Genomic DNA, 20903 nt, shown 5'->3' with positions numbered 1-20903 from the left:
ATCTGTTGGCTTTTTTTATGTTATTTTTTCACAAACACACCTTATAAATAGTAAAAAATACTTACTAAAACGTCTCAAAAAACAATATTGGATGTGACGTCAACTATCTAAAGCCTATCTATAACGCCGAGTAATTTACAACAACCCTGTTATTTATTAGCAAGTTAAGGGAATTAAATTAGACACACGCTATAATGGACACAGAGCTGACTAAAAATAATTCAAAAAACATTTTGTTAACAATTTTCAATCTACATTTTATCCTATATACTCATCCTAGCTCCAACATAACCATCAGGGGAACAAAATGAGAATAATAACACTGGCAGCCCTATCAACAGTGATGCTGCTCAGCGGATGCAGCAATAAACAAAACCAATCAACAAATACCGACTCGTCGTATTTAACCCAGCTTGTCGATATTCAGTCAGACAAGACACTTCCAAAAGAAGTGAAGCTCAATGCCGCTGATGCTTATGTATCAGATGACGGCGCAATCGTTGTTAACTTTCATTCTGGTAAGCATAGCTATTCATCAATTGTATTTGAATCTGAGCAGGGTTGGGACTGGAGCGATTTTAAAGACTTTAATCTTGCATTCGACATTGCCAATAGCGGTCAGCATTCAACCCAAATATATTTAGACATTACCGATGGCAACGGAGATAACTACACTCGAAGTGTCAGCATTCCTATTGGCCCTACAAAAACCTATTATGCCAAAATGGCTGGTCATGACCTTAGCAACGCCAGATGGTGATGAAAAAGTAGAACTTAACTTTACCTCTGGTCTACGTTCTAACCCTGATACTTGGGCTTCAAATGAAACTCAATTCATTTCACTTTGGGGTAAAAAGAACTTAGATACATCGAAAATCAAACGAATTAGCCTAAGCGTACAAAGTGCCCTTTTTGATAAGACGATCACCATCAGTAATATCGGCCTAAGAACAAACCCTAAATTTGATGAGCAGTTCTTGACGGGTATAGTCGATCAATTTGGCCAAAACGCTAAAGTTGAATTTGCTGGAAAAATCCATGATATCGACGAATTAAAAGCCGCTCGTGATCAGGAAATGAGTGAATTAAGAAATAATTATGACCCAGCCACACGATCGAAATTTGGAGGCTGGAAAAACGGCCCTCGTCAAGCTGCCACAGGTTATTTTAGAACCCAAAAAATTGGCGACAAATGGTCTCTAGTTGACCCAGAAGGTTACCCATACTTTGCTACAGGTTTAGACATTATTCGCCTTTCCAATACGTCGACAATGACAGGATATGACTTCGACCCATCTAAAATCGTCCAAAGAAAAGCAGGTGATCTCACCCCTGAAGACTCACAAAAGTTAAACCGCGTTGGTGCTGAAGCTATTCCAACACGCAAAGTCGCGTCAGACGTACGTAAACAAATGTTTAATTGGTTACCAAGTTACGACGAACCTCTCGGCAAACATTACGGCTACCGCCGTTCAGCACACTCAGGACCCCTTAAACATGGTGAAACTTTCAGTTTCTATTCGGCCAACTTAGAGCGGAAATATTCAGATATAAACCCTGACTTCATGCAAGTTTGGCAGGATGTGACTATTCGAAGAATGCAAACTTGGGGCTTTACGTCATTCGGCAACTGGACTGATCCAATGTTTTATCAGAACAATCGTGTTCCTTATTTTGCGAACGGTTGGATCATAGGTAACTACAAAACCGTATCTAGCGGCAACGACTTTTGGGCGCCACTGCCGGATGTATTCGATCCGTTGTTTGAAGAACGCGCCAATATCACCCTAGCAAAAGTGGCGGAAGAAGTACGCAACAACCCTTGGTGTGTTGGTGTGTTTATCGATAACGAAATGAGCTTAGGCCGTCCTGATAGTCTTGCATCACAGTATGGTATTGCTTTACATACGTTACAGCGCGACGGCAATGACGTGCCAACCAAAGCAGAATTCACTCGTTTAATGAAGCAAAAATACGGAACGATTGAAAAACTAAATACCAGCTGGGGAACAGACGTCGCAAGCTGGAAAAGCTTTAACAAAGGGATTAAAGGCGATATTACAAAACCGAATCAAGTCGCTGACTTTTCAATTATGCTTCATGCATATGCAAATCAGTATTTCTCTGTTGTGAGTAAAGCCAAAGACAAACATATGCCAAATCACCTATATATGGGTGCTCGCTTCCCTGATTGGGGTATGCCAAAAGAAGCTGTCATGGCGTCTGCAAAACATGTCGATGTTATAAGCTTTAACGTTTACAAAGAAGGTCTTACTAAGAGTAAATGGAAGTTCTTAGAAAAACTTGATATGCCTGCGATTGTTGGAGAGTGGCACAATGGCGCATCTGACTCGGGCTTGTTCCATCCCGGCCTCATTCACGCATCAAGTCAAGAAGACCGCGGCGTAATGTATAAAGACTATATGCACTCAGTTATCGACCATCCAAACTTTATTGGTGCTCACTGGTTCCAATATATGGACTCACCAATTACAGGTCGTGCTTATGATGGTGAAAACTACAATGTTGGTTTTATCAATGTTGCAGATACACCTTACAAACCGATTGTAAAAGCGGCGACAGAAATTAACGAAATAATGTACGAAAGGCGCTTCAACCAGTAATTATTGTTAACAATAACGTCCTAAATATCAGAAATGGCATTAATTATATAAAAAATACTTAATCTAATTATAATTAATGCCTTAATATAAGGCGATAAAAGTTAATATACGTCATTATTTTGTAAACAATAAAATAGCGACAATTGTTATTTGTGGATGAAAACTCTACAATGTCGGAACTATTTGAATTAAGGGGTTAATATGGCTGGAGTAAGAGCGCCAAAAATTTTATCTGTGAAAGATCAGATTGCTGAACAAATTCGTTCAGACATCATCGCAGGTGATTTGGCTCCCAATACTAAATTGAACGAAAAAGAATTGGCCGAACGTTTTGGATTATCGCGCGGACCCATTCGTGACGTGATATTGCAGCTTACAAAAGAAGGCTTGCTCATATCTAAAAATAACTGCGGCGCTTCGGTCAATAGCATACTTGATCCAAAACTACAGAAGCTAATGATTAAATTGCGTCGAGAAATCGAAGTTTTTGCCATTGAGCAACTGAAAGATAAGTTAACTGCAAATGACGTTGCTGATCTAGAATCCATATTAGATGAATTACAAGAAGCCTTTGAGCGCAGTGATTACACTGAAGTCACAAAAATTGATATTTCATTCCACAACTACTTAATACATAAAGCCGGTGGCGACGAACTCGTTAACATCTGGTATCCATACGTAATGCGTATGCGCCTAAACTACAAACGTATTACCACCGGTGAAGAGTGCGTAAATGAGCACCGCGTTATCTTGGATGCGTTGAAAGACGGTGATATAAGCGCGGCAACAAAAGCGATTAAAGCTAATATAAAATAATTTTTAGCTAAAAAACCTTATCTCATTAAGGTTTTTTTATACACGGTTGCATTTTGTAAACAATCAACATTATACAAGTTGTTAAGTCTGCAAATTAGATCTTAGAGAAGTATAAATAAGGCAGTAAAATGAATAATTTAAATAAAAAAATATGGCATTGTCTTTTGCCATTAATCTTTACTTGCTCGATATTATCAGGTTGCGGTTCGAGTTCGGAGTCGACACCAGACCCTGACCCGATAGCGCAAGTTGACACAACACCTGATGCATTTGTATTCCCAGCGGTTGTTGCCGCAGAACCGGCAACAACCGTATCAAGTAGTGTAGTAACGGTCACCGGATTAACAGCGTCGGCGGCTATTTCTATAACAGGCGGTGAATATGCTATCAGTGGTGGGGCATTAACTTCCACCGCGGGTGAAATTTCTAATGGTCAAACCGTCAACATTCAATTAACAAGCTCAGAGTTATTTGCAACAACGTCAAGCGCAACATTAACAATTGGCGGTGTCTCTGCAACCTTCCAAGTTACTACAAAAGCCGCACCAGCCAGTAATGTGCAAGTCGACATTAACTTTGATACAAAGCATGTTGTAGGTGGCATTGACACATTTGATCGTAAAAAATTCATTACTATTCATGCTGACGTTACTGAAAATGACTGGAATGGCGGCGATGTTCATAGCCGCAATGCACCGAACGCTGATGCTGATGTAATGACAAACTTTTTGGAAGGATATGACGTTTATTTAGGTCGTAATACCGGCGCGATTGGGTGGCAATTAAGCCGCCTAAAAGAAGATGCATCCCGTCCGGGTTTAGTTGACGAAGCGCAGGCAACCACATTTGGTAACGATACAAAATGGAGTTATTCAAACTCATCAACACAAAAGTCCAAAAACATACGAGCTCATGAACACCGTGCAACAGATATGATAATTGGTGCGCAACAACATCCATACTGGCCAGAAGGAACATTGACTGGACAAGGTTGGGCATTTTCACAAACTGACTCTGCGGACGAACCCCTCGGCACGGCAACAGGTCATTATATGGGGCAGTTTCTAGCTAAGTATTTTGATCAAAATCCTAACGATGCGCGTTTCGGCCAAATTAAACCCAAATTTGTCGAGGTTATGAACGAACCTTTATATGACCTTACCACAGTGCGTTCAGGCTCAGATCTAGTACCACCAGCCGACATTTTTAAATTTCATAATACGGTTGCCAATGAAATTAGAAAAACCAACAGTGATGTTCTTATCGGTGGCTACACCGTCGCGTTCCCTGATTTTGATAAAGACAATTTTTCGCGCTGGGAACAAAGAGACAAGCAGTTTATCGATATTGCAGGCGACAATATGGATTTTTATTCCATCCATTTATATGACTTCCCAGCCCATCAAAATCGTGAAAAATATCGCAAAGGCAGCAACTTAGAAGCGACATTCGATTTGATGGAACAATATACTCAAATGACACTAGGCGAAGTAAAGCCATTTATCGTTTCAGAATATGGTGCGGCTATTCACAGCATGTTTAACCAAGGTTGGAGTCCTCACCGTAATACCTTGCAATTACGCGCTATCAATTCCATGTTAATGGCATTTTTGGAACGTCCAAACCTCATCCTTAAAACCATCCCATTTAATGTGGTAAAAGCGGAATGGGGACGAACAACAGTTCCATACGGTCCGCGATTAATGGTTCAAAAGTTTGAACGTGAAGGCGCAGGGGCCGGTGACGAATGGGTATATTCCGATCTTGTTATGTTTTATCAACTTTGGTCAGATGTTAAAGGGACTCGGATAGACACTCACTCAAGCGACCCAGACGTTCTAGTCGATAGTTATGTTGATGACAATACCAGTTATGTGATCTTAAATAGTCTTGAGTTTGACGATGTTGAAATTGATCTAAACACATTTGGTTTAGCGTCAAACAATGTTACAGCTGTTGAAATTAAACATTTAAAAACAACCGATGCTGCCGATGTAGCCTCTGTTTTAGAAACCACTACATTAAATGAACTTCCGCAAAGTGTGGTTCTTGGCAGCGAAGCGACCATGATAATAAAGACAACATGGTCAGACGTTATCGCTCAAACAGAATGTAATAATGAAGCCAAATATTACGGTGATAAGGTCACCGTTGAAATCGAGAAAAATACGTCTATCACGTCAAACATTAACGATGTCGTTTTAGGTGAACAAGGCGAAGCGATATTACGAATTGGGCTTGCTCGAGATCACGGCAAGTCGTTATCACCTGTGGTAACCATTAATGGCACTACTGTTACGGTACCAAACGACTTTAGAGGATACGACCAAAAAATGGGCGTAACCTAAGTGGTCGAGATAACTTTTACGGTGTAATTGAAATACCCGTACCATATAGTTTACTCTCAGAAAACAATGAGATAAGTGTCAATTTTACCGATGATGGTGGCAGAATGGCTTCCACAACGTTGATGGTATTTACGACCACTAAGGCACTGCCACGCAGTAATTAACTTTTTAATACAAACAAAACTCGTTCACTACCTCGCAGTGTGGACGAGCCCTTGTCTTCTAAGCCACCTGACGAACCCTCTCCCACCATTTCTAAAATAAAGCACCAACATATTAAATAATCTTACGGAGCCGGTAAGAGGTGTTACACTTCGCTTAATAGCCCAACTTCATGGCCTACTATGAAAGATTGTAACCAGTGTGGTAAATGTTGTATCAAATACGGTGATGGTGCGTTATCGGCCACTCAGGACGAAATCGATTTGTGGGAGATATTTAATCCCGAAATTTTTGAATTTGTGAAAAACGACGATATTTGGTTCGATCCCATTTCAGGCCAAAAACTCACCCGATGCCCATTCCTTGAAGTCGAAAGTAATGCCGACTTAAAAGCGCAACCGCCAACTCAAACAAAGTATACCTGCAGTATTTATCAGAATAGACCGGAAGATTGTCGCCATTATCCTAGTCTAATTGCTGAAATGATCAGAGATGAATGCGAGATGATTGAAATAACAGACTTGGACAAACCTATACAGGCCCAACAAAAACTCGATATTTTAATGCAAGATAGTCGTCCTCCCTCTGGGACACAACGCTAGCCTAAAATTAACGCCCATCTAAAAATATACAGCCCGTAGGTAAAGATACCCCTGCGTGTTTTAGACATATGAATACGGAATTAAATTAAAGACACCATCTTTTGAATGTCGTGTGAAGTTCGTTTGATCCTTTGTTTGAACTAAAGGTCAGTATAACAAAATTAATGTACGCTGATTAAAAAGTGCCTATCTGAATTGTTTGTTTTGAAAACTGCAGTTTTTAAAATAACAATTTAAGACAATAAAAAAGGAGGCTATTAGGCCTCCTTATATTCATTGCGTCATCATTATTTTATATTTGACGCCTATGCTCTGCTTATGTACTACGACTAAAGAGGAACAACTTTATTAGCACAAGGGCCTTTTTGACCTTGGCCAACTTCAAATTCAACCGCTTGTCCGTCATTTAGTGTTGCGTAACCGCCACCACTTTGGATTTCTGAATGATGAACAAAAAGATCTTTACTACCGTCTTCTGGTGTAATAAATCCGAAACCTTTATCTGCATTGAACCACTTAACTGTACCTTTACTCATATTCTTCTCTTTAGTTTGATTGTCTTAATTTTCGCAATGTTTTGCGATTACATTATAACTGCCAAACGCCAAAGACACGAATAATAAAACCTATGTATTTAACGTCTGGTTGTTGAACGACTGATTTTTTGTCATAATTTTCATAAGTCACTGAAAAATATAAATAAAAAATAAACCGGAATTAAAATAAAATATAGCAACATTAGAGCTCTTTATCAACAACTTTGCACTAATTGTTCAAATTATAAACAATCGTGGCAATTTATCTTCGACTTATTTTTCGCATCCAAGGCTGTTTACACCATTAATTTGGGTAACCCAAGTAAATGCGTTGTCTAATAGTTGGCTGTAAATCTTGTCATCATAGACTCGATCGTGATGGCCAAGTGCCGAATAAACCGCCCTGCCCTTACCTATACACTTGCTCCAAATAATAGGATGCTGTTCTGGTTTACTCCCCATCCGCAGGTCACCTTTGGCTGGAAATTCATCAATATTGAGAACCGCAACATACGTAGACTCATCTACGCCCGCAAGTGGCGTCAAACCATAACTTTGTGGAACACCGTCGAATGAATACCATTCATCAAAAGCCATCCATGAGGCCGGAATACCTTTCATTACTGGGTGTTCGGCTGCCAAATTAACGACTTTAGCTTCCTGTAAATGAGGGTTGTTTGGGTGACCAATAAATTTAGGGCCAATTAACGTCGATTGATACCACTGCCAATCTTTCTGGGAGTGGTCACCCGAACCATGCAAACCAATCCATGCGCCCCCATTAGTTAACCAACGTTCAAATGATTGCTCTTGTTCTTTTGACAAAACATCGCCTGTCGCATTGTTAAAAACAACAACGTCGAACTTTTTAAGTCTAGGTCGTTAAATATAGCGCCATTTGTCGTTGTGAAAATACCGTAGTTAAACTTTTGAGCAAGCCTGACAAAATGCAGATCCGCAGCAGCGATACCCTCGTTATGACGCCACTCGTTGGTTTTAGAAAAAACCAAAACAGTAGGACTTTTGGTCCATTTACTTACTTTAGGTGGCGTATTGTCGTGAAGATGGTTTTTAACCACTTTAGTCTTCGTTGTCTCTAATTGAGTCGTTTTTTCTGAGCAGGCAACTACGCCAAAAACAACCGTAACTAAGGCGAGTAAACTTAATAAATTACCCTTTAATAAACGAGTTACTAACGGCTTAACCAATAAACGCATATTTTTCATTATCTACCCTGTCAAAATCTGTGTTGCTTTAATAATAAAGACAGTCAACGCGCAAACAATAAACATTTCAATAGGCAGGTCTAAAAACAACATAGAGATAATAAAATTCGCAATTAAAATAAACGCACAGAGCGTTTGTGGTTAAATTTCGTTGGCATCTCTATGCTTACGAGTTACCGACGGTAGTTCATCGAAGAGCAATTTATATTGTTTACTGAAATAGCTATGATCGCTAAAGCCTGAATTAAACCCAACGTCGGCGATAGGCGTTACAGTTTCTATTAACTGTTTGCGGGCATATTCGAGTCGGATCTGGGTGATAAATTGTTTTGGGGTTTTCTGTAAAAACTTTTTAAAACGACGTTCCAACGCACTAATAGATATATGGGCAGTATCTGCTAACTCTTGTATACAAATGTCCCGCGCGAAATTTTCTTTAATAAATTCTAAAGGCTTACGTATTGAGTGTAACTCAGGATAGGGCTCAACCTTATCGTGCAATATTCGAGTAATACCATATGAACCAATGATAACGTGTTGCTTATTATACAAAGGACGCTTGGAGGTGGAATACCAAGCAATATTGCCTCTTACATCCATATTCAGTTCTAATCTATTTGTCACCACGTCACCAAGAACAATTTTTTTATCATCAGTGACAAATTGTTTCGCCAGATGCCTAGGCGCAAAATCATAGTCAGTCTTATCTATTATTTGAGCGAGTGACTTTGCTCCCACATGTTCGATAAAACGCAAATTACCGTATTTAACTTGGCCTTCAAAATTCTTTACCCAAAACAAGGTATTTGGCAATAAGTCAAACATCTCAAGCAACTGGGTTATATTTGCTTCCTGTAGAAATGGGTCATTATTAAGTCGTTCAATCGTTGACATAATTTAAAGTTCTTTTTTATTATTTTAGTTTATGCGCACTTATGCTGGCTACCTTAGAGCAGTCTTCAGCAAATTGCCATTAACCCATTAGTTGTTTTGTGATTGCTGCGGCTGTCGCCATTAGTTTTGCTTTTAAACTTTGAAAATCCGCAGCATGACAATCTAAAGGCTCAAGTGAAGAAACCGCTAACGACGCAATTATTTTCCCTTCAGCTTCGCCGATTAGAGTGGCCAATTCAAATACTCCCGGAGTAATCGTACTATTACCAACAAAATGCTTTTGCTTGCTGAAAGTCGCTAATTTAGTTTCAAATTCTGCCTTTTCATTAGACGAAGAATTAACAAAGTCATTGTCTCTTTGTAAAATCATGGCCTTCACTTGTTCATTGCTATTCGCCAATAATACCTGTCCTGAAATGCTTTTAACCGGATGAAACAAAGCACCCTCGCTAATATTCAACGAGACGGGCGAATGACTCCGAGCATGGACGAGAACCATAACCTGACTTTGATATAGGACACTTAAATGGCAGGACATTCCAATATCAACGGCTAGGTCTTCCATATGAGGCAGAGCAACCTGGCGTATTTCGTCTATTGGTGAAATGGATCGCGACAAATTGTAAAGTTTTAGCGACACGGAATACTTACCAGATGACTCATCACGCGTTAAATATCCTCGATGTTCTAAGCCAATTAAAACTCGATAGATTTCGTTGGCACTTCGCCCCAGCTGATGGGCAATCTCAGTTTGTGACTTGGGCGTAATTTGCGAGGCCAAAAATTCAAGCACATCAAGCGCCTTATCTAATGCAGGCACTGCATATTTGTTTTCATTTTTTCTATCACGGAATTACCTTGTCTACTCTTCAATGCATAAACTTAAGCTGATGAAATTTATATTAAAAGCCAATATAAAATTTAACCCTTTAATTTGATGCCCAGTATTTTCTCACAACATAAAGTCGCACCATACCATTAAATCCTAATGCCCAACATAGATATTCATATAAAAATAACAACTTTGTATATAAATAACACTTGCACTTATCGAAAACCCAAGGCAGTATTGTTAACAATTAAACTTTACTAGGATCATATTATGTCATTAACATCTGCACAGTTGATTTTAACCGACCAACAAGTCACCGATTTTCACCGTGATGGCTATGTCATCGCTCGTGGTTTTTACAATAAAGAAGAAATTGCCCGTTTGCAGGACACCGCATTTAATGACAAAAATTTATATGCCAACGCCTGGGACAAAAAAGACGCCTCGGGCACAGTAAGTAAAGTGAGTTTATGGCAAGAACTTGGCGATGATTTTTACAGCATGTTTTCAAGAGGCCGCCGCTTGGTCGACTCTGTGGAGAAAATATTAGGCGAACCAGTATTTCACACTACTTCAAAAATCATGATGAAAGAACCCTATGTCGGAGGCGCGTGGGAGTGGCACCAAGACTATGGTTACTGGGCTAATGACAATTATCATTTATACCCGCGCCTTGTCAGTTGCATGATTGCAATAAACAAAGCGACAGTGGAAAACGGCTGTTTAGAAGTACTTAAAGGCTCGCATCATATTGGCCGAATCAATCATCTAAAAACAGGTGACCAAAAAGGCGCTGATATGGTATTTGTTGATGAAGCATTAAAACATCACGAGCTAATTAAAGTGGAGCTAGAGCCTGGAGACACGCTGTTTTTTCACTGCAATTTATTGCATAAGTCTAATCAAAATCGCTCGGCCGATCCGCGCTGGACACTGATACCTGCGTATTGTGCAAATAGTGCAAAACCGTTTAAAGAGAATTCTTTGGTTTATCGTCCACTAGAAAAAGTCGAAGACGACGCTATTTTAAACTGGCAACCATAGAGCCTAAATCATAAGTCATTAATCAGTGATAAACAGATACCTATTGATCTATCTTTAACATTAAGGAAAACATTGTAGGTCTGTATTCAACATTGGCGTTGTTGAGCTGTTACCCCAGCAACGCCATTTCAAACTAAATTCCAAAATCATTAATTCCAAAGTTTTCGTTGCTAATTACAGGCCATATTCAGCTGTGATCTGATCGTAAATTTTAAATCGTTCGGGTTTGGCCGTGTACACATTGCCGTTAATTGTAAACATCGACTCGCCCCATTCCCCCGACAAAGCTGGTTCCCAAAAAACGTCCCCGCCCCCTTTGAGTTTGGCAGTTGGTACATAATGTCGTTTAACAATTTTATCTCAGGGTTGTATTCAACAATTGAAAATTGCAGATCAGGCAATGCTGTTGCAAACTTATCAAATGTCGACTTCCATTTAACCGAAGGTCCTTGCCATTTTTCATAAGCGGATAGACCAAGCACATCAAATCGTACATCGCGAGATGTGGCGTTTTGTACCCAACTCAACACCCCTTCAGGGTCACCGGTGTTTTCTACATGCAACATAACCTCAATGTTAGGGTCAACATCGTCAACGGCCTTAATCCCTGCTTTTAACAAGCTAGCTAAATTATCCCAATTCGCTGTGCTGCCATTTACATTTGGACTAATAATTGAGTTGTTGCCATAACAGTCGGTCTTCTCTGTCGGAATATGGACCATCATTCCGTGGGTAATTTCGTTGCCAACCTGAACCATATCTGGTGTAGCGCCAAGTTGTTTTAAGGCGTTTAAAACATCAAAAGTGTACTCTTCAACAACCGCAGACAGCTCGTTTATAGTCGTTAGATGTCGCCACTCCTGCGGAATAACTTGTTTGTTGGGATCTGCCCAAGTATCGCTGTAATGGAAATCGAGAAGTAATTTCATCCCTGATGTTTTTACGCGTTGTGCTAACGCGACAATATGGTTTTTATCGTTGTATGCTTTTGATTTTCCACTGCACCACTGTCCATCGTCTGACGCATACCCGTAATCTGTTGTTGGGTTAACAAAGGTGCGCAAGCGGATATAATTAAAGCCATGTGACTTCAGTAAATCCAACAAGCTTTTTCGATGCCGTCAGTGTCGATAAAAGTAACTCCGTTGTCCTCAAGTTCCTTTAAACTTGAAATATCGGCCCCGAGTATATAGTTGTCCGTCGTTCGTGGCGCAACCGCCGAATCTTTATTTCCAGTAGGGGATGGCTCTAACGTCTGATGGTTTTGAGAATTTTCACACCCAAAACTCAACGCCATTATAAAAAACATAAGGCTGCCCTTAAGCAACCGTAATTGAAATCGTTCACGTGTGTTAATCACAATATTCACCTAATTTAACTGAATTCCAACATCGGGATAACTCAGTTCTGCTGTCTGATTTGTCGCTCTACTAATCTGTGGGCGACAAAGGGTCGGTTATTTATTCAGGAGTTTGTTCTGACACTGCCGCGACTGAATCTCGCTCTACAATGTTGGCAACAAACAAATGGGTTTGATTTGTCGCTTTGTGTTTTGGATCGCTCAGTTTTAACGCCAAATTTGCCGCGTAGTCGGCCATTTCTTCAATTGGGTAGTGCATTGTCGTTAGTTTGGGACGACAAGAACGTGCCACAATTAAATCATCAAAACCGATAACTGAAACATCTTCAGGCACCCGCAATCCAGCATCGAATAATGCGTGAATTGCCCCAATCGCCATTAGGTCGTTGTACGCCAGCAGTGCGGTAAACTTTCGGCCATTTTGTAATAACGTTTTGACGGCTTGTTCGCCGCCTTCAATGTTTGCTGTGGACTCTTCAATATTGTCCTAGGATAACATCAAATCATGTTCTTTAAGAGTACGTGTGATTCCTTCAATTCGACTGCCGGGATCGCGATTTTGGTAAATACTGGTCACCACAGCAAACTCTTGATGCCCTTTCCCACCAAATATTCTGGTGGCTTCCTGAGCCCCTGATACGTTATCTAACCAAACGCAACGATTAGCAATTTGTGGAATATAGCGATTTAGAATCACCAATCCAGGGATTTGTTTAGCCAGCTTAATTAAGGTTTTTTCATCAGAGTATTCGGAGTGTAAAATTATGGCATCACAGTTGTGCTCTCTAAGAGACTCAATGGCATCTAACTCAGACTGTGTTTCATAAAGGGAATTACTCATTAATAATTTACAATTATTTTCGCGTGCAGCTTTTTCGACGCCACTGGCCAAGGTGCCAAAAAGGTCATCGATAACTTAGGCGTTACCACACCTATGGTATTTGTGGTTTTACCCGCCAATGCACTGGCATTAACGTTTGGTCGATAATTAAGTTCTTTTATTACTTTTTTAACTCGCGCACGACACGCATCCCCAACCTGCCCACCGTCGTGGATAACTCTAGAAACGGTTGCTGTTGAAACGCCCGCAATTTTAGCAACGTCTTTTATTGTAGCCATATCCTGTGCTCTACCTTGTATTCTAACTTTGCATCAATTCCAGAGGATCAAACTGGTCAATTGATTGGTCAGTTGATTAATCATAAATCGACTAATCATTTGATAAATTTAAATAGACCCATAATAGAATAATCTGCTGTTTATTCCTATTTTCAGTCTCAATGAAAAACCGTTTAAGTACTTATACTTAACTACTAACACGGCCTATTTTAATGCCTAGTAATGCGAATCGTTTCAACATCGAAGCCATGCCATTTATTCAGCTCTTTATTTGAATACTTTGCTGCATCGTGTTGTCTTACTCACCGCTTAATCCCCGCGAACGACAATTAGTTTGACGGCTCTTGTTACCACCATGTCGTATAAAGAGCGATTAAAATGAGCGTGACTAAAAGCGCCGAAATATTGAAATTTGATTGTGTTTTAAAGTCGACATCATTTAGATCAACTGCATTTTTGTGTTCTTCTGGTTTTTCCACCAAAGTCACTAAAATAGCTAACGCCATACAACTAATAAACACTAAGCCAACTCGGTCCATAAACGGCACCTCCGGCATTATCATTTTAAATGCCAATGAAATAGCGGCGGAACCTATCGTTGCGGCAAGCGCAGCATTAGCCGTCGTTTTTTTCCAAAACATACCGAGTAAAAACAGCACAACAATTCCTAGGGTAAAGAAGCCGGTAAATTCTTGAATATATTGGAATGCTTGGTCAAATTTACCGAGTAAAGGTTGCGCAGTGACTAACGCAACAATAAGCGCGACTAAGCTAACAATTCTGCCGACTTTAACGTAATGACCTTGAGTGCAGTCAGGACGACGTGGCTTATATAAGTCCATGGTAAAAATAGTTGCAACACTGTTGGTCATCGACGCTAAACTCGACAATATAGCCGCAACAAGTGCAGCAAATATAAGTCCTTTTAAACCGACTGGCATCAAGTTCATCAACTCTGGATAAGCTTGGTCGGGTTTTGCTAAGTCAGGTAAAATTAGTACGGCGGCGATGCCTTGGTAAAACCACGATTACCGGCATTAACAACTTTAAAAATGCGGCAAAAGCAATTCCCTTTTGTGCCTCGGCTAAGTCTTTCGCCGCTAATGTTCGTTGGATAATATATTGATTAAATCCCCAATAAGATAAGTTCATGATCCACATTCCACCAACCAACACACTCAATCCAAGGTAGGTTGACGTAATGAGGGCTATCCGGCGTTAATATCATGTCGAATTTTTCTGGCAATTCGCTCGATAAACGGTCAAATCCTGCAATAATCCCCTGTCCGTCGCCAATTAAATTCAACGACATATACGACAAAAACAACCCACCAGCGATGAGCAGAACAACTTGAATGATGTCCGTAAAGGCAACCGCTTTTAAGCCACCATATAGCGAATAAGTCAGCGAAAGTGCCGCTAACAAAATCATGCAATATGTTAAATCCAGTCCCGTTAGGGTGTTAATTGCTAGAGCACCTAACCACAGGACGGCCGTTAGATTGACAAAGACATAAACCGCTAACCAAAATATTGCCATTGTGGTTTTTACCCGACTATCAAATCGCTGTTCTAAAAACTGCGGCATCGTGTAGATTTTACGTTTCAAAAATATCGGTAAAAAGTATTTGCCAACAATGATCAAAGTGATGGCTGCCATCCATTCGTAGGATGCAATAGCTAAACCTAATACATAGCCCGAACCAGACATACCGATTATTTGTTCTGCTGATATATTGGCCGCAATGAGGGAGGCACCAATAGCCCACCAAGGTAAACTGTGGCCTGCTAAAAATAGTCATCTGTGTTTTTGTCGTGGCCCGCTTTCTCGCGGGACACGTAAAATGCAACGGCGATTAAACCGAGCACATAGACGACAAATATCGCCAAATCTATTGGGTTGAGTGTCATTTTTCCACCTAAAAATGTATATCGGTAGTCGCAAATCGCCACTACCAAAGTCAATGTGTTACTAAAATAGAATTGATTTAACTGTGTTTATTATTCTTGTTCAGCCAAATGGGCGAGACGAAATATCGCAGACTCAATACCCAGTTTGTCAGCACTTACTTCAACTGCTGCGCCTTTTAAACTATTACCTATACGTAATAAGATAGTTGCAACACCTTGTTCAGTTAACGACGTTTCTTGACCAACGATTTCAATATCACCGACAGTATTGAACGTCACTTCTTGATTGTTTAACGGTACAGGGTTACCGGAGTCATCAATTAACTGTGCGTAAACAAATACTAAATCCTGACCATTTTTAGCCATTTCCTGTCCGCTAATGTCTAACGTTAATTCGACCCCTGTCGCTTTTCCAGAGGTGCTTACGCGGTGACGTGTAACTTCCTTACCATTAATGAATCCTTTTGCGATTAACGTACCTGCTTTAAATTGATCCAAATTGAATTCAAATGGTGGATGCGGAAGATGTGTTGAATATTTATTTTTAGTCGGCTTTTTCGTCGCGAGCAATTTTCCATTTAGCCACAATTCAACTGTATCTGTATTGCTGAAAACCCGAACTTTCGGTGATGATGACTTACGCCATTCACTGGCAATAAATACCATAGGTCCCGCATCGTATTCGGCAAATCCTTGGTCTTTAACAAAATAGTCTGGGTCACGTTGACTTTGATAAAAATAGTAACTGTATTTAGGCACTCTAAAAATACTCATGATGCCCGAGGCTTCTAAGTCATCTGTGTACCCTCGGTTGTAGTCGAACATCACCCAATACCCGTCAGAGAACGCAGGGGTATTCGCTAAGTTGTCATTATGTGCTTCTTGTAGATTGCGAGCCTGTTGCAATAAACGACTTTCACCGGCACTTAATAATTGTCGTGAAGTGCGCTCTTCTTTTTCAAATTACCCCATGCATCTTGGTTTAAGCCTGCATTTTGAGCGTAGTATTCCCAATCACCATACTCCGAAACGTTGTATGGTTGAGTCGGTGTTTCATAGTGGCGTAGTCTATGTTGGCGAGCTTGAAGATATAGGTCATAACCATGTTGCCACCCAGCTGAAAAGGCACCTGGGTATTCTTGATGAACGGTGTCATGTAGGTCTTTTACAAATGACTTAGGCATAGCAGATTCGTTTAATGAACACTCCCATGCAAGTACACTGGCGTGATTTCGATCTCGTCTGATTAAGTCGGCACATGTATTGATAATTTGGGTTTTAAACTCTGGTGATTCTAAATAATATTGCCAGCCTAAAACCGCATTGACCAACACTAATCCCAGTTCATCCGCAGCATCCATGAATGCTGGTGAATGTGGATAATGAGACAAGCGAACGTAATCAAAACCGGCAGACTTAATTTTCACTGCATCGCGATAATCTGCTTGTTTCGATGTCGCGTACCCGACATATGGGTATTCTTGGTGACGGTTAACCCCTCGCAAAAATGTTTTTTCACCATTAATCAGGAGTTGGTGCTGGGCGTCAAATTCAAACTTACGGATCCCAACTCGAGTCATCTTAGATTCAATTAATCGCTCGGCGACAAACACATCAGTTTGTAGCTCATATAGATGAGGGGTCTTCGGGCTCCACAGCAGTGCAGAGGTAACGTCGAGCTGCTGTTCAATTTGACGATTTTTATTAGCCGCCAATAAAATATGTTGTTGGGTATTAGATGTAATGAGCTTGTGTTTGTAATACAAACTTTGTGTAACAGAAACGTCTTGATTTGACTCCAACCTATTTGTTAGATGGGTTTTAACAGACACAATAGAACGAGATTTAGAGACTTCAGGAAAAGTAACAAAAATACCGCCACTCGCTGGCGTGTTCGCCAAAATAGGATCGGTAATGTGGACCTTATTACGGACCAACAAGTTCACATCTCGATACAAGCCACCGTAAGTATTAAAATCTAATATTTTTAGCGGTTTAGGGCCAATTATCGGATTATCAACATTATGTAGTACCACTTTTAATGTGTTTGCCGATTGGCTATTAAGTAAATTGGTTACGTCAAAAGTAAATGGCAAATAACCACCTAGATGCTCACCTAATTTTGTTCCATTTAGCCAAACTTCTGCATGATTCATCGCCGCTTCAAAACGAATATAAAGCGCTTTGTCCTGCCATTCTGGATCAAACTGAATGACTTTAATATACTCTGACGTGCCCTGCCATTGGTCGTTTACAATCAAAGGTTCAACTTTTGGTGTATGGGGCAAATTAACTTTGATTGCCGTTTTGTCGACCTCATTGCCACTGATCCGTTTAAAACTCCACCCTTGATTTAGGCTAACGTCTTTAGCTGATGCTGCGTGGAGCTGGGCCGCAAAAAGCGACAATTGAAAAATAATTAAGAAAGTAAAAAACTTACCAATAAGTGATTTAAACACGAAATACCCCTTCAGGCTAAAATTCTGTAAATACTTGCAACTCTGCAATCAGTCTACTCGCCTATGCGTCTGTTAATAATATAAATGTTGGTTTAATTAAAGGCGCGGCATTTCCGCGCCCGTGTTATCAGCTAAAGTGTAAGTTGGAATCCAAATAGAATACGACGTCCCCACTCTACGTTATTTGCGGGTTTTGAGTAGTCGTTGTCCCAGTAGTTTTCCGACGCTTCATTTGTTAAGTTTTGAGCTTGTAATGTCAGTTTCAGATTATCTAAAACTTGATATCCAATACTTGCATCAATGGTCGTTTCAGCCGCATTTAAATTAACTTGCGATGGCAACCAACTGTTAATGCCGGTAAATTCACTTCGAAAGTTATACGACATACGTGCGTCAAAATTATCTTTTTCATACCATAACGTTACACTCGCTATGTTTTTAGACAAACCGCCTAAATTATAAGGATTATTAGTCGGTTTAAATTCCATGACTTCACTGTCTGTATATGAGTAGTTGGCGAATATACCTAAGCCGTTAAATGGTGCTGGTAACATATCAAGTTTTTGTTGATATAACACTTCGATTCCCTTGATAGTCCCTCCATCACCATTGACCGTTCCCGTATACTGGTAAGTCTCACCATCTAAATTCACAGTACCTTCTGACAAACCAATATGCGACTCTAAATCTTTTATGAAAAAGTTAATGGTTGCGGCGGAATTGTCCCCCAAAAATATTCGTAACCTAGGTCAACTTGATTTGCAATATACGGGTCTAATGTTGGATTCCCGCCATTGGCGGTAGGTGGTAATGACGTATTGTCTAAGGAAAAACCGGTTCTCATTTCTAACAATGGTGGACGCGCCATTGTGCGAGCCATACCAAAGCGAATTTGAGAATCGTCCGTTATGTTAAACAACATATTTAACGATGGTAAAAATTCAGAATAATCGTGGTCAACTGAAATCGGGTTGATGTCACCCCAGTTGGTTTGTTCATGCCCGGTAGATGTAACTTCTGTTTTGGCGTAACGTAATCCAACATTTCCTGAGAAGGGAATATCACCTAACTCGCCAGACATTGTCACCATCACATAAGCAGCCGTGTTCGTCTCATTCAATTCCTAGGAGGCCAATTGATCTTTGTTGCTTCTATCGCTAGGGTTGGTATAACCCCCAAATGCAACATTTGCAACGTTTGTCCAGTCAGCAAAGGTATAAATTGCAGGAACATTAAAACCGCCTCCAATATCATAACTTGTGCCGAAATCGGTTAGTCCATGGTCTTGTTTCGCTAGACGTTCCCAGTCATGGATTTGATCATTGATTTTTGTTCTGTCGGTGAAACGGCCTCCAAAGCTAAACGTTTCAACTATGCCCCACTCAACATCGCGCACAAAGTCTAAATTGATGTTGTGCATTTCATCGGTGAGCTCTTTGTCACCTTCGCCATTCATTGCCGCGGGGGTAAATTCTTGACTGGTAATTTCCCACACTCCTGGTGATGTTTCTGACCATACATCCGCAACCGCGCCGAGCGCATAACTGTCCGGGTTACTAATGTCTCCATTTAGCACCAATATCTCTGCGGCATTGGTATCTTCAACGTTAAATCCAAGTTCATAAGCGTCACCTACATATACAGGATCAATATCGACCCAAACTGAATTGATGCTCGCTTCAGAGTAACCAATGTCGGCTTTTATTGTCCAAATATCGCCAATATGGGTGACCTTCAAACCTGTGCTTAGCATTTCGTTTTGTTGGAACCAAGTAGGAACAGATACATCGATTCCGCCCCATTGACTTCCCGCAACTAACTGTTCTGTGCCGTCAGCATGTGGAATTATTTTATACGAACCATTGCGATATGCATCGGCGGCCCAACCTCCCTCCGGTGCAGAAGAATCCCACCAGTTGCCTAAATCACCCGGTCCCATTTGGTCATCACGCTCTTCAATATCAAATTTTGAGTAGAACATATCGCCTTTAATGGTAAGGCTGTCCGAAGGACGCCATTCTGCAATTAATAATCCACCTGTACGTTCATTACTACCGCGTTTACTCTTAGCCATTACGCCCTAGGGCGCATGTTCTGGAATACCGTTGCCATTAATGTCGCCACGGTTACCGCCATTATTGTAATTCCATGACTCTACACCGCGTTCCATCGATGGTTGATCTTGATACGTTAATCCAATTGCAACACCAAATGTTTCTGTCCATTGGTCTACATAACTGATATTCCCTTTAACCCCTGTGCCATCTTCCCTGGTAAGTCGTCACCTAGGCTGTTTTTCATTACGTTGCCGCTAATCGCAACGGTACGTTTACCTTTAGACAACGGGCTAACGAAGTTCATGTTAACTAAGCCTGAAATTCCACCTTCTGCTAGATTAGCCATTGGGCTTTTATATACTTCAACTGAATCAATTAATTCGGCAGGAAATTGCTCAAACCGTACGTCGCGACTTGGTTCAGACGACACTATTTCACGGTTATTCATCGTTGCTATGTTTAATCGTGGCCCCATTCCGCGAATGGAGATTCGACTCGCGTTTCCACGATCACGAGAGGCTGCAATGCCCGGTAATCTAACAAGAGAGTCTGTAATACTAACATCTGGCAAAACGCCTAAATCATCGGCGGAAATGATTTCGACCACGGTTTCTGAATAACGCTTTTCTCTTAACGCTTTCCCGAGTGATCCGCTAAACCCTTTAATTTCAATGACTTCTATGTCATTACCGGTTGACTCTGCTTTCTCCGCTGCAAATACTGTGTGAGCACTGATCCCTTGCGTAACAGCAAGTGCGACCAAAGTGGATTTGAACAAATTGTTCATGATATTTCCCCGTTGTTAATTCTTATTCTGATTTAATTTTTGTCTTACGCAAGTGACGCTTTTTATTTGCTCGTTTTTAAATTTTCAGGTTCAAAAAAAGCAACTTCCCATCGATGTATGGCGTAT

19 protein-coding genes and 3 pseudogenes are annotated in these 20903 nt (G+C 40.5%); 7 read left to right on the top strand and 15 right to left on the bottom strand.

Annotation, left to right across the window (positions count from 1 at the left end; all coding sequences use genetic code 11):
• Positions 1–307: 307 nt before the first annotated feature.
• The 6 genes from PN838_RS26655 to PN838_RS21110 all read left to right on the top strand — a co-directional run bounded on the left by PN838_RS26655 (position 308) and on the right by PN838_RS21110 (position 6552).
• Positions 308–760 carry a hypothetical protein gene (locus tag PN838_RS26655; protein WP_334313418.1) on the top strand — a complete coding sequence of 151 codons (453 nt, stop codon included), beginning with the start codon at positions 308–310 and terminating at the stop codon, positions 758–760.
• Positions 717–2624: a beta-galactosidase gene (locus tag PN838_RS21125; protein ID WP_334313417.1), complete on the top strand. Its 1908-nt coding sequence runs from the start codon at positions 717–719 to the stop codon at positions 2622–2624. Before PN838_RS26655 ends, PN838_RS21125 begins: the two co-directional genes overlap by 44 nt.
• 201 nt (positions 2625–2825) lie before the next feature.
• Positions 2826–3440 carry a GntR family transcriptional regulator gene (locus PN838_RS21120; protein ID WP_272181882.1) on the top strand — a complete coding sequence of 205 codons (615 nt, stop codon included), beginning with the start codon at positions 2826–2828 and terminating at the stop codon, positions 3438–3440.
• 128 nt (positions 3441–3568) lie between these two features.
• The gene (locus PN838_RS21115; protein ID WP_272181881.1) at positions 3569–5788 is read left to right on the top strand and encodes a hypothetical protein; all 2220 of its coding nucleotides are present in this window, start codon (positions 3569–3571) and stop codon (positions 5786–5788) included.
• Positions 5761–5952, top strand: a complete 192-nt coding sequence (locus tag PN838_RS27615; RefSeq protein ID WP_370661123.1) for a hypothetical protein — start codon at positions 5761–5763, stop codon at positions 5950–5952. The genes PN838_RS21115 and PN838_RS27615 overlap by 28 nt, the downstream gene beginning before the upstream one ends.
• 180 nt (positions 5953–6132) lie before the next feature.
• The gene (locus PN838_RS21110; RefSeq protein ID WP_215965472.1) at positions 6133–6552 is read left to right on the top strand and encodes a YkgJ family cysteine cluster protein; all 420 of its coding nucleotides are present in this window, start codon (positions 6133–6135) and stop codon (positions 6550–6552) included.
• A 329-nt stretch (positions 6553–6881) separates the two neighbouring features.
• Here PN838_RS21110 and PN838_RS21105 read toward each other — a convergent pair whose 3' ends face one another.
• The 5 genes from PN838_RS21105 to PN838_RS21085 all read right to left on the bottom strand — a co-directional run bounded on the left by PN838_RS21105 (position 6882) and on the right by PN838_RS21085 (position 10028).
• On the bottom strand, positions 6882–7088 hold the full coding sequence (locus tag PN838_RS21105; protein ID WP_215965471.1) for a cold-shock protein: 207 nt from the start codon (positions 7086–7088) through the stop codon (positions 6882–6884).
• Positions 7089–7361: 273 nt separating this feature from the next.
• Positions 7362–7913, bottom strand: coding sequence for a ThuA domain-containing protein (locus tag PN838_RS21100; RefSeq protein WP_272181880.1), 552 nt, complete (start codon positions 7911–7913; stop codon positions 7362–7364).
• Entirely contained in the window at positions 7874–8314 is a 441-nt protein-coding gene (locus tag PN838_RS21095) for a type 1 glutamine amidotransferase family protein (protein ID WP_272181879.1), read from the bottom strand. Before PN838_RS21095 ends, PN838_RS21100 begins: the two co-directional genes overlap by 40 nt.
• A gap of 141 nt (positions 8315–8455) precedes the next feature.
• Positions 8456–9208: a helix-turn-helix domain-containing protein gene (locus tag PN838_RS21090; protein WP_215965469.1), complete on the bottom strand. Its 753-nt coding sequence runs from the start codon at positions 9206–9208 to the stop codon at positions 8456–8458.
• Positions 9209–9287: 79 nt separating this feature from the next.
• On the bottom strand, positions 9288–10028 hold the full coding sequence (locus PN838_RS21085) for an IclR family transcriptional regulator (RefSeq protein ID WP_272181878.1): 741 nt from the start codon (positions 10026–10028) through the stop codon (positions 9288–9290).
• A gap of 282 nt (positions 10029–10310) precedes the next feature.
• On the opposite strand from PN838_RS21085, the gene PN838_RS21080 reads away from it, so the two are divergent.
• A complete protein-coding gene (locus PN838_RS21080; RefSeq protein WP_215965467.1) occupies positions 10311–11084 on the top strand; it encodes a phytanoyl-CoA dioxygenase family protein in 774 nt (257 codons plus the stop codon).
• Between the two features lie 170 nt (positions 11085–11254).
• On the opposite strand, the gene PN838_RS21075 is transcribed toward PN838_RS21080, so the two are convergent.
• The 10 genes and pseudogenes from PN838_RS21075 to PN838_RS21025 all read right to left on the bottom strand — a co-directional run bounded on the left by PN838_RS21075 (position 11255) and on the right by PN838_RS21025 (position 20777).
• Positions 11255–12190, bottom strand: coding sequence for a glycosyl hydrolase 53 family protein (locus PN838_RS21075; protein WP_272181877.1), 936 nt, complete (start codon positions 12188–12190; stop codon positions 11255–11257).
• Positions 12175–12444, bottom strand: a complete 270-nt coding sequence (locus PN838_RS21070; protein WP_272181876.1) for a hypothetical protein — start codon at positions 12442–12444, stop codon at positions 12175–12177. The genes PN838_RS21075 and PN838_RS21070 overlap by 16 nt, the downstream gene beginning before the upstream one ends.
• Before the next feature lie 100 nt (positions 12445–12544).
• Positions 12545–13285 (bottom strand): annotated as a pseudogene (locus PN838_RS21065) (substrate-binding domain-containing protein).
• On the bottom strand, positions 13285–13563 hold the full coding sequence (locus tag PN838_RS21060) for a LacI family DNA-binding transcriptional regulator (RefSeq protein WP_272181875.1): 279 nt from the start codon (positions 13561–13563) through the stop codon (positions 13285–13287). The pseudogene PN838_RS21065 and the gene PN838_RS21060 overlap by 1 nt, the downstream one beginning before the upstream one ends.
• A gap of 347 nt (positions 13564–13910) precedes the next feature.
• Positions 13911–15474, bottom strand: a pseudogene (locus PN838_RS21055) (sodium/sugar symporter).
• A 90-nt stretch (positions 15475–15564) separates the two neighbouring features.
• Positions 15565–16380, bottom strand: coding sequence for a DUF4982 domain-containing protein (locus tag PN838_RS21050; protein ID WP_272181874.1), 816 nt, complete (start codon positions 16378–16380; stop codon positions 15565–15567).
• Between the two features lie 20 nt (positions 16381–16400).
• Positions 16401–17933: a glycoside hydrolase family 2 protein gene (locus PN838_RS21045; RefSeq protein ID WP_272181873.1), complete on the bottom strand. Its 1533-nt coding sequence runs from the start codon at positions 17931–17933 to the stop codon at positions 16401–16403.
• 131 nt (positions 17934–18064) lie between these two features.
• Positions 18065–19014, bottom strand: a pseudogene (locus PN838_RS26650) (TonB-dependent receptor domain-containing protein).
• 42 nt (positions 19015–19056) lie between these two features.
• Positions 19057–20007, bottom strand: a complete 951-nt coding sequence (locus PN838_RS21030) for a TonB-dependent receptor (RefSeq protein WP_272181870.1) — start codon at positions 20005–20007, stop codon at positions 19057–19059.
• 155 nt (positions 20008–20162) lie between these two features.
• Entirely contained in the window at positions 20163–20777 is a 615-nt protein-coding gene (locus PN838_RS21025; protein WP_272181869.1) for a TonB-dependent receptor plug domain-containing protein, read from the bottom strand.
• Positions 20778–20903: the final 126 nt, after the last annotated feature.

It is taken from the genome of Psychrosphaera algicola (genome assembly GCF_028401425.1).
GTDB classification, from domain to species: Bacteria; Pseudomonadota; Gammaproteobacteria; order Enterobacterales; family Alteromonadaceae; genus Psychrosphaera; species Psychrosphaera algicola.
The sequence above is the reverse complement of the archived record's forward strand: the minus strand, read 5'-3'. Positions and strand labels throughout refer to the sequence as shown.

Bases quoted from the DNA above. Each gene is read 5' to 3' on its own strand.
- PN838_RS21110 (WP_215965472.1), top strand. From the start codon at position 6,133: ATGAAAGATTGTAACCAGTGTGGTAAATGTTGTATCAAATACGGTGAT.
- PN838_RS21090 (WP_215965469.1), bottom strand. From the start codon at position 9,208: ATGTCAACGATTGAACGACTTAATAATGACCCATTTCTACAGGAAGCA.
- PN838_RS21115 (WP_272181881.1), top strand. From the start codon at position 3,569: ATGAATAATTTAAATAAAAAAATATGGCATTGTCTTTTGCCATTAATC.
- PN838_RS21060 (WP_272181875.1), bottom strand. From the start codon at position 13,563: ATGGCTACAATAAAAGACGTTGCTAAAATTGCGGGCGTTTCAACAGCA.
- PN838_RS21025 (WP_272181869.1), bottom strand. From the start codon at position 20,777: ATGAACAATTTGTTCAAATCCACTTTGGTCGCACTTGCTGTTACGCAA.
- PN838_RS21125 (WP_334313417.1), top strand. From the start codon at position 717: ATGCCAAAATGGCTGGTCATGACCTTAGCAACGCCAGATGGTGATGAA.
- PN838_RS21095 (WP_272181879.1), bottom strand. From the start codon at position 8,314: ATGAAAAATATGCGTTTATTGGTTAAGCCGTTAGTAACTCGTTTATTA.
- PN838_RS26655 (WP_334313418.1), top strand. From the start codon at position 308: ATGAGAATAATAACACTGGCAGCCCTATCAACAGTGATGCTGCTCAGC.
- PN838_RS21105 (WP_215965471.1), bottom strand. From the start codon at position 7,088: ATGAGTAAAGGTACAGTTAAGTGGTTCAATGCAGATAAAGGTTTCGGA.
- PN838_RS21030 (WP_272181870.1), bottom strand. From the start codon at position 20,007: ATGGCTAAGAGTAAACGCGGTAGTAATGAACGTACAGGTGGATTATTA.
- PN838_RS21080 (WP_215965467.1), top strand. From the start codon at position 10,311: ATGTCATTAACATCTGCACAGTTGATTTTAACCGACCAACAAGTCACC.
- PN838_RS21120 (WP_272181882.1), top strand. From the start codon at position 2,826: ATGGCTGGAGTAAGAGCGCCAAAAATTTTATCTGTGAAAGATCAGATT.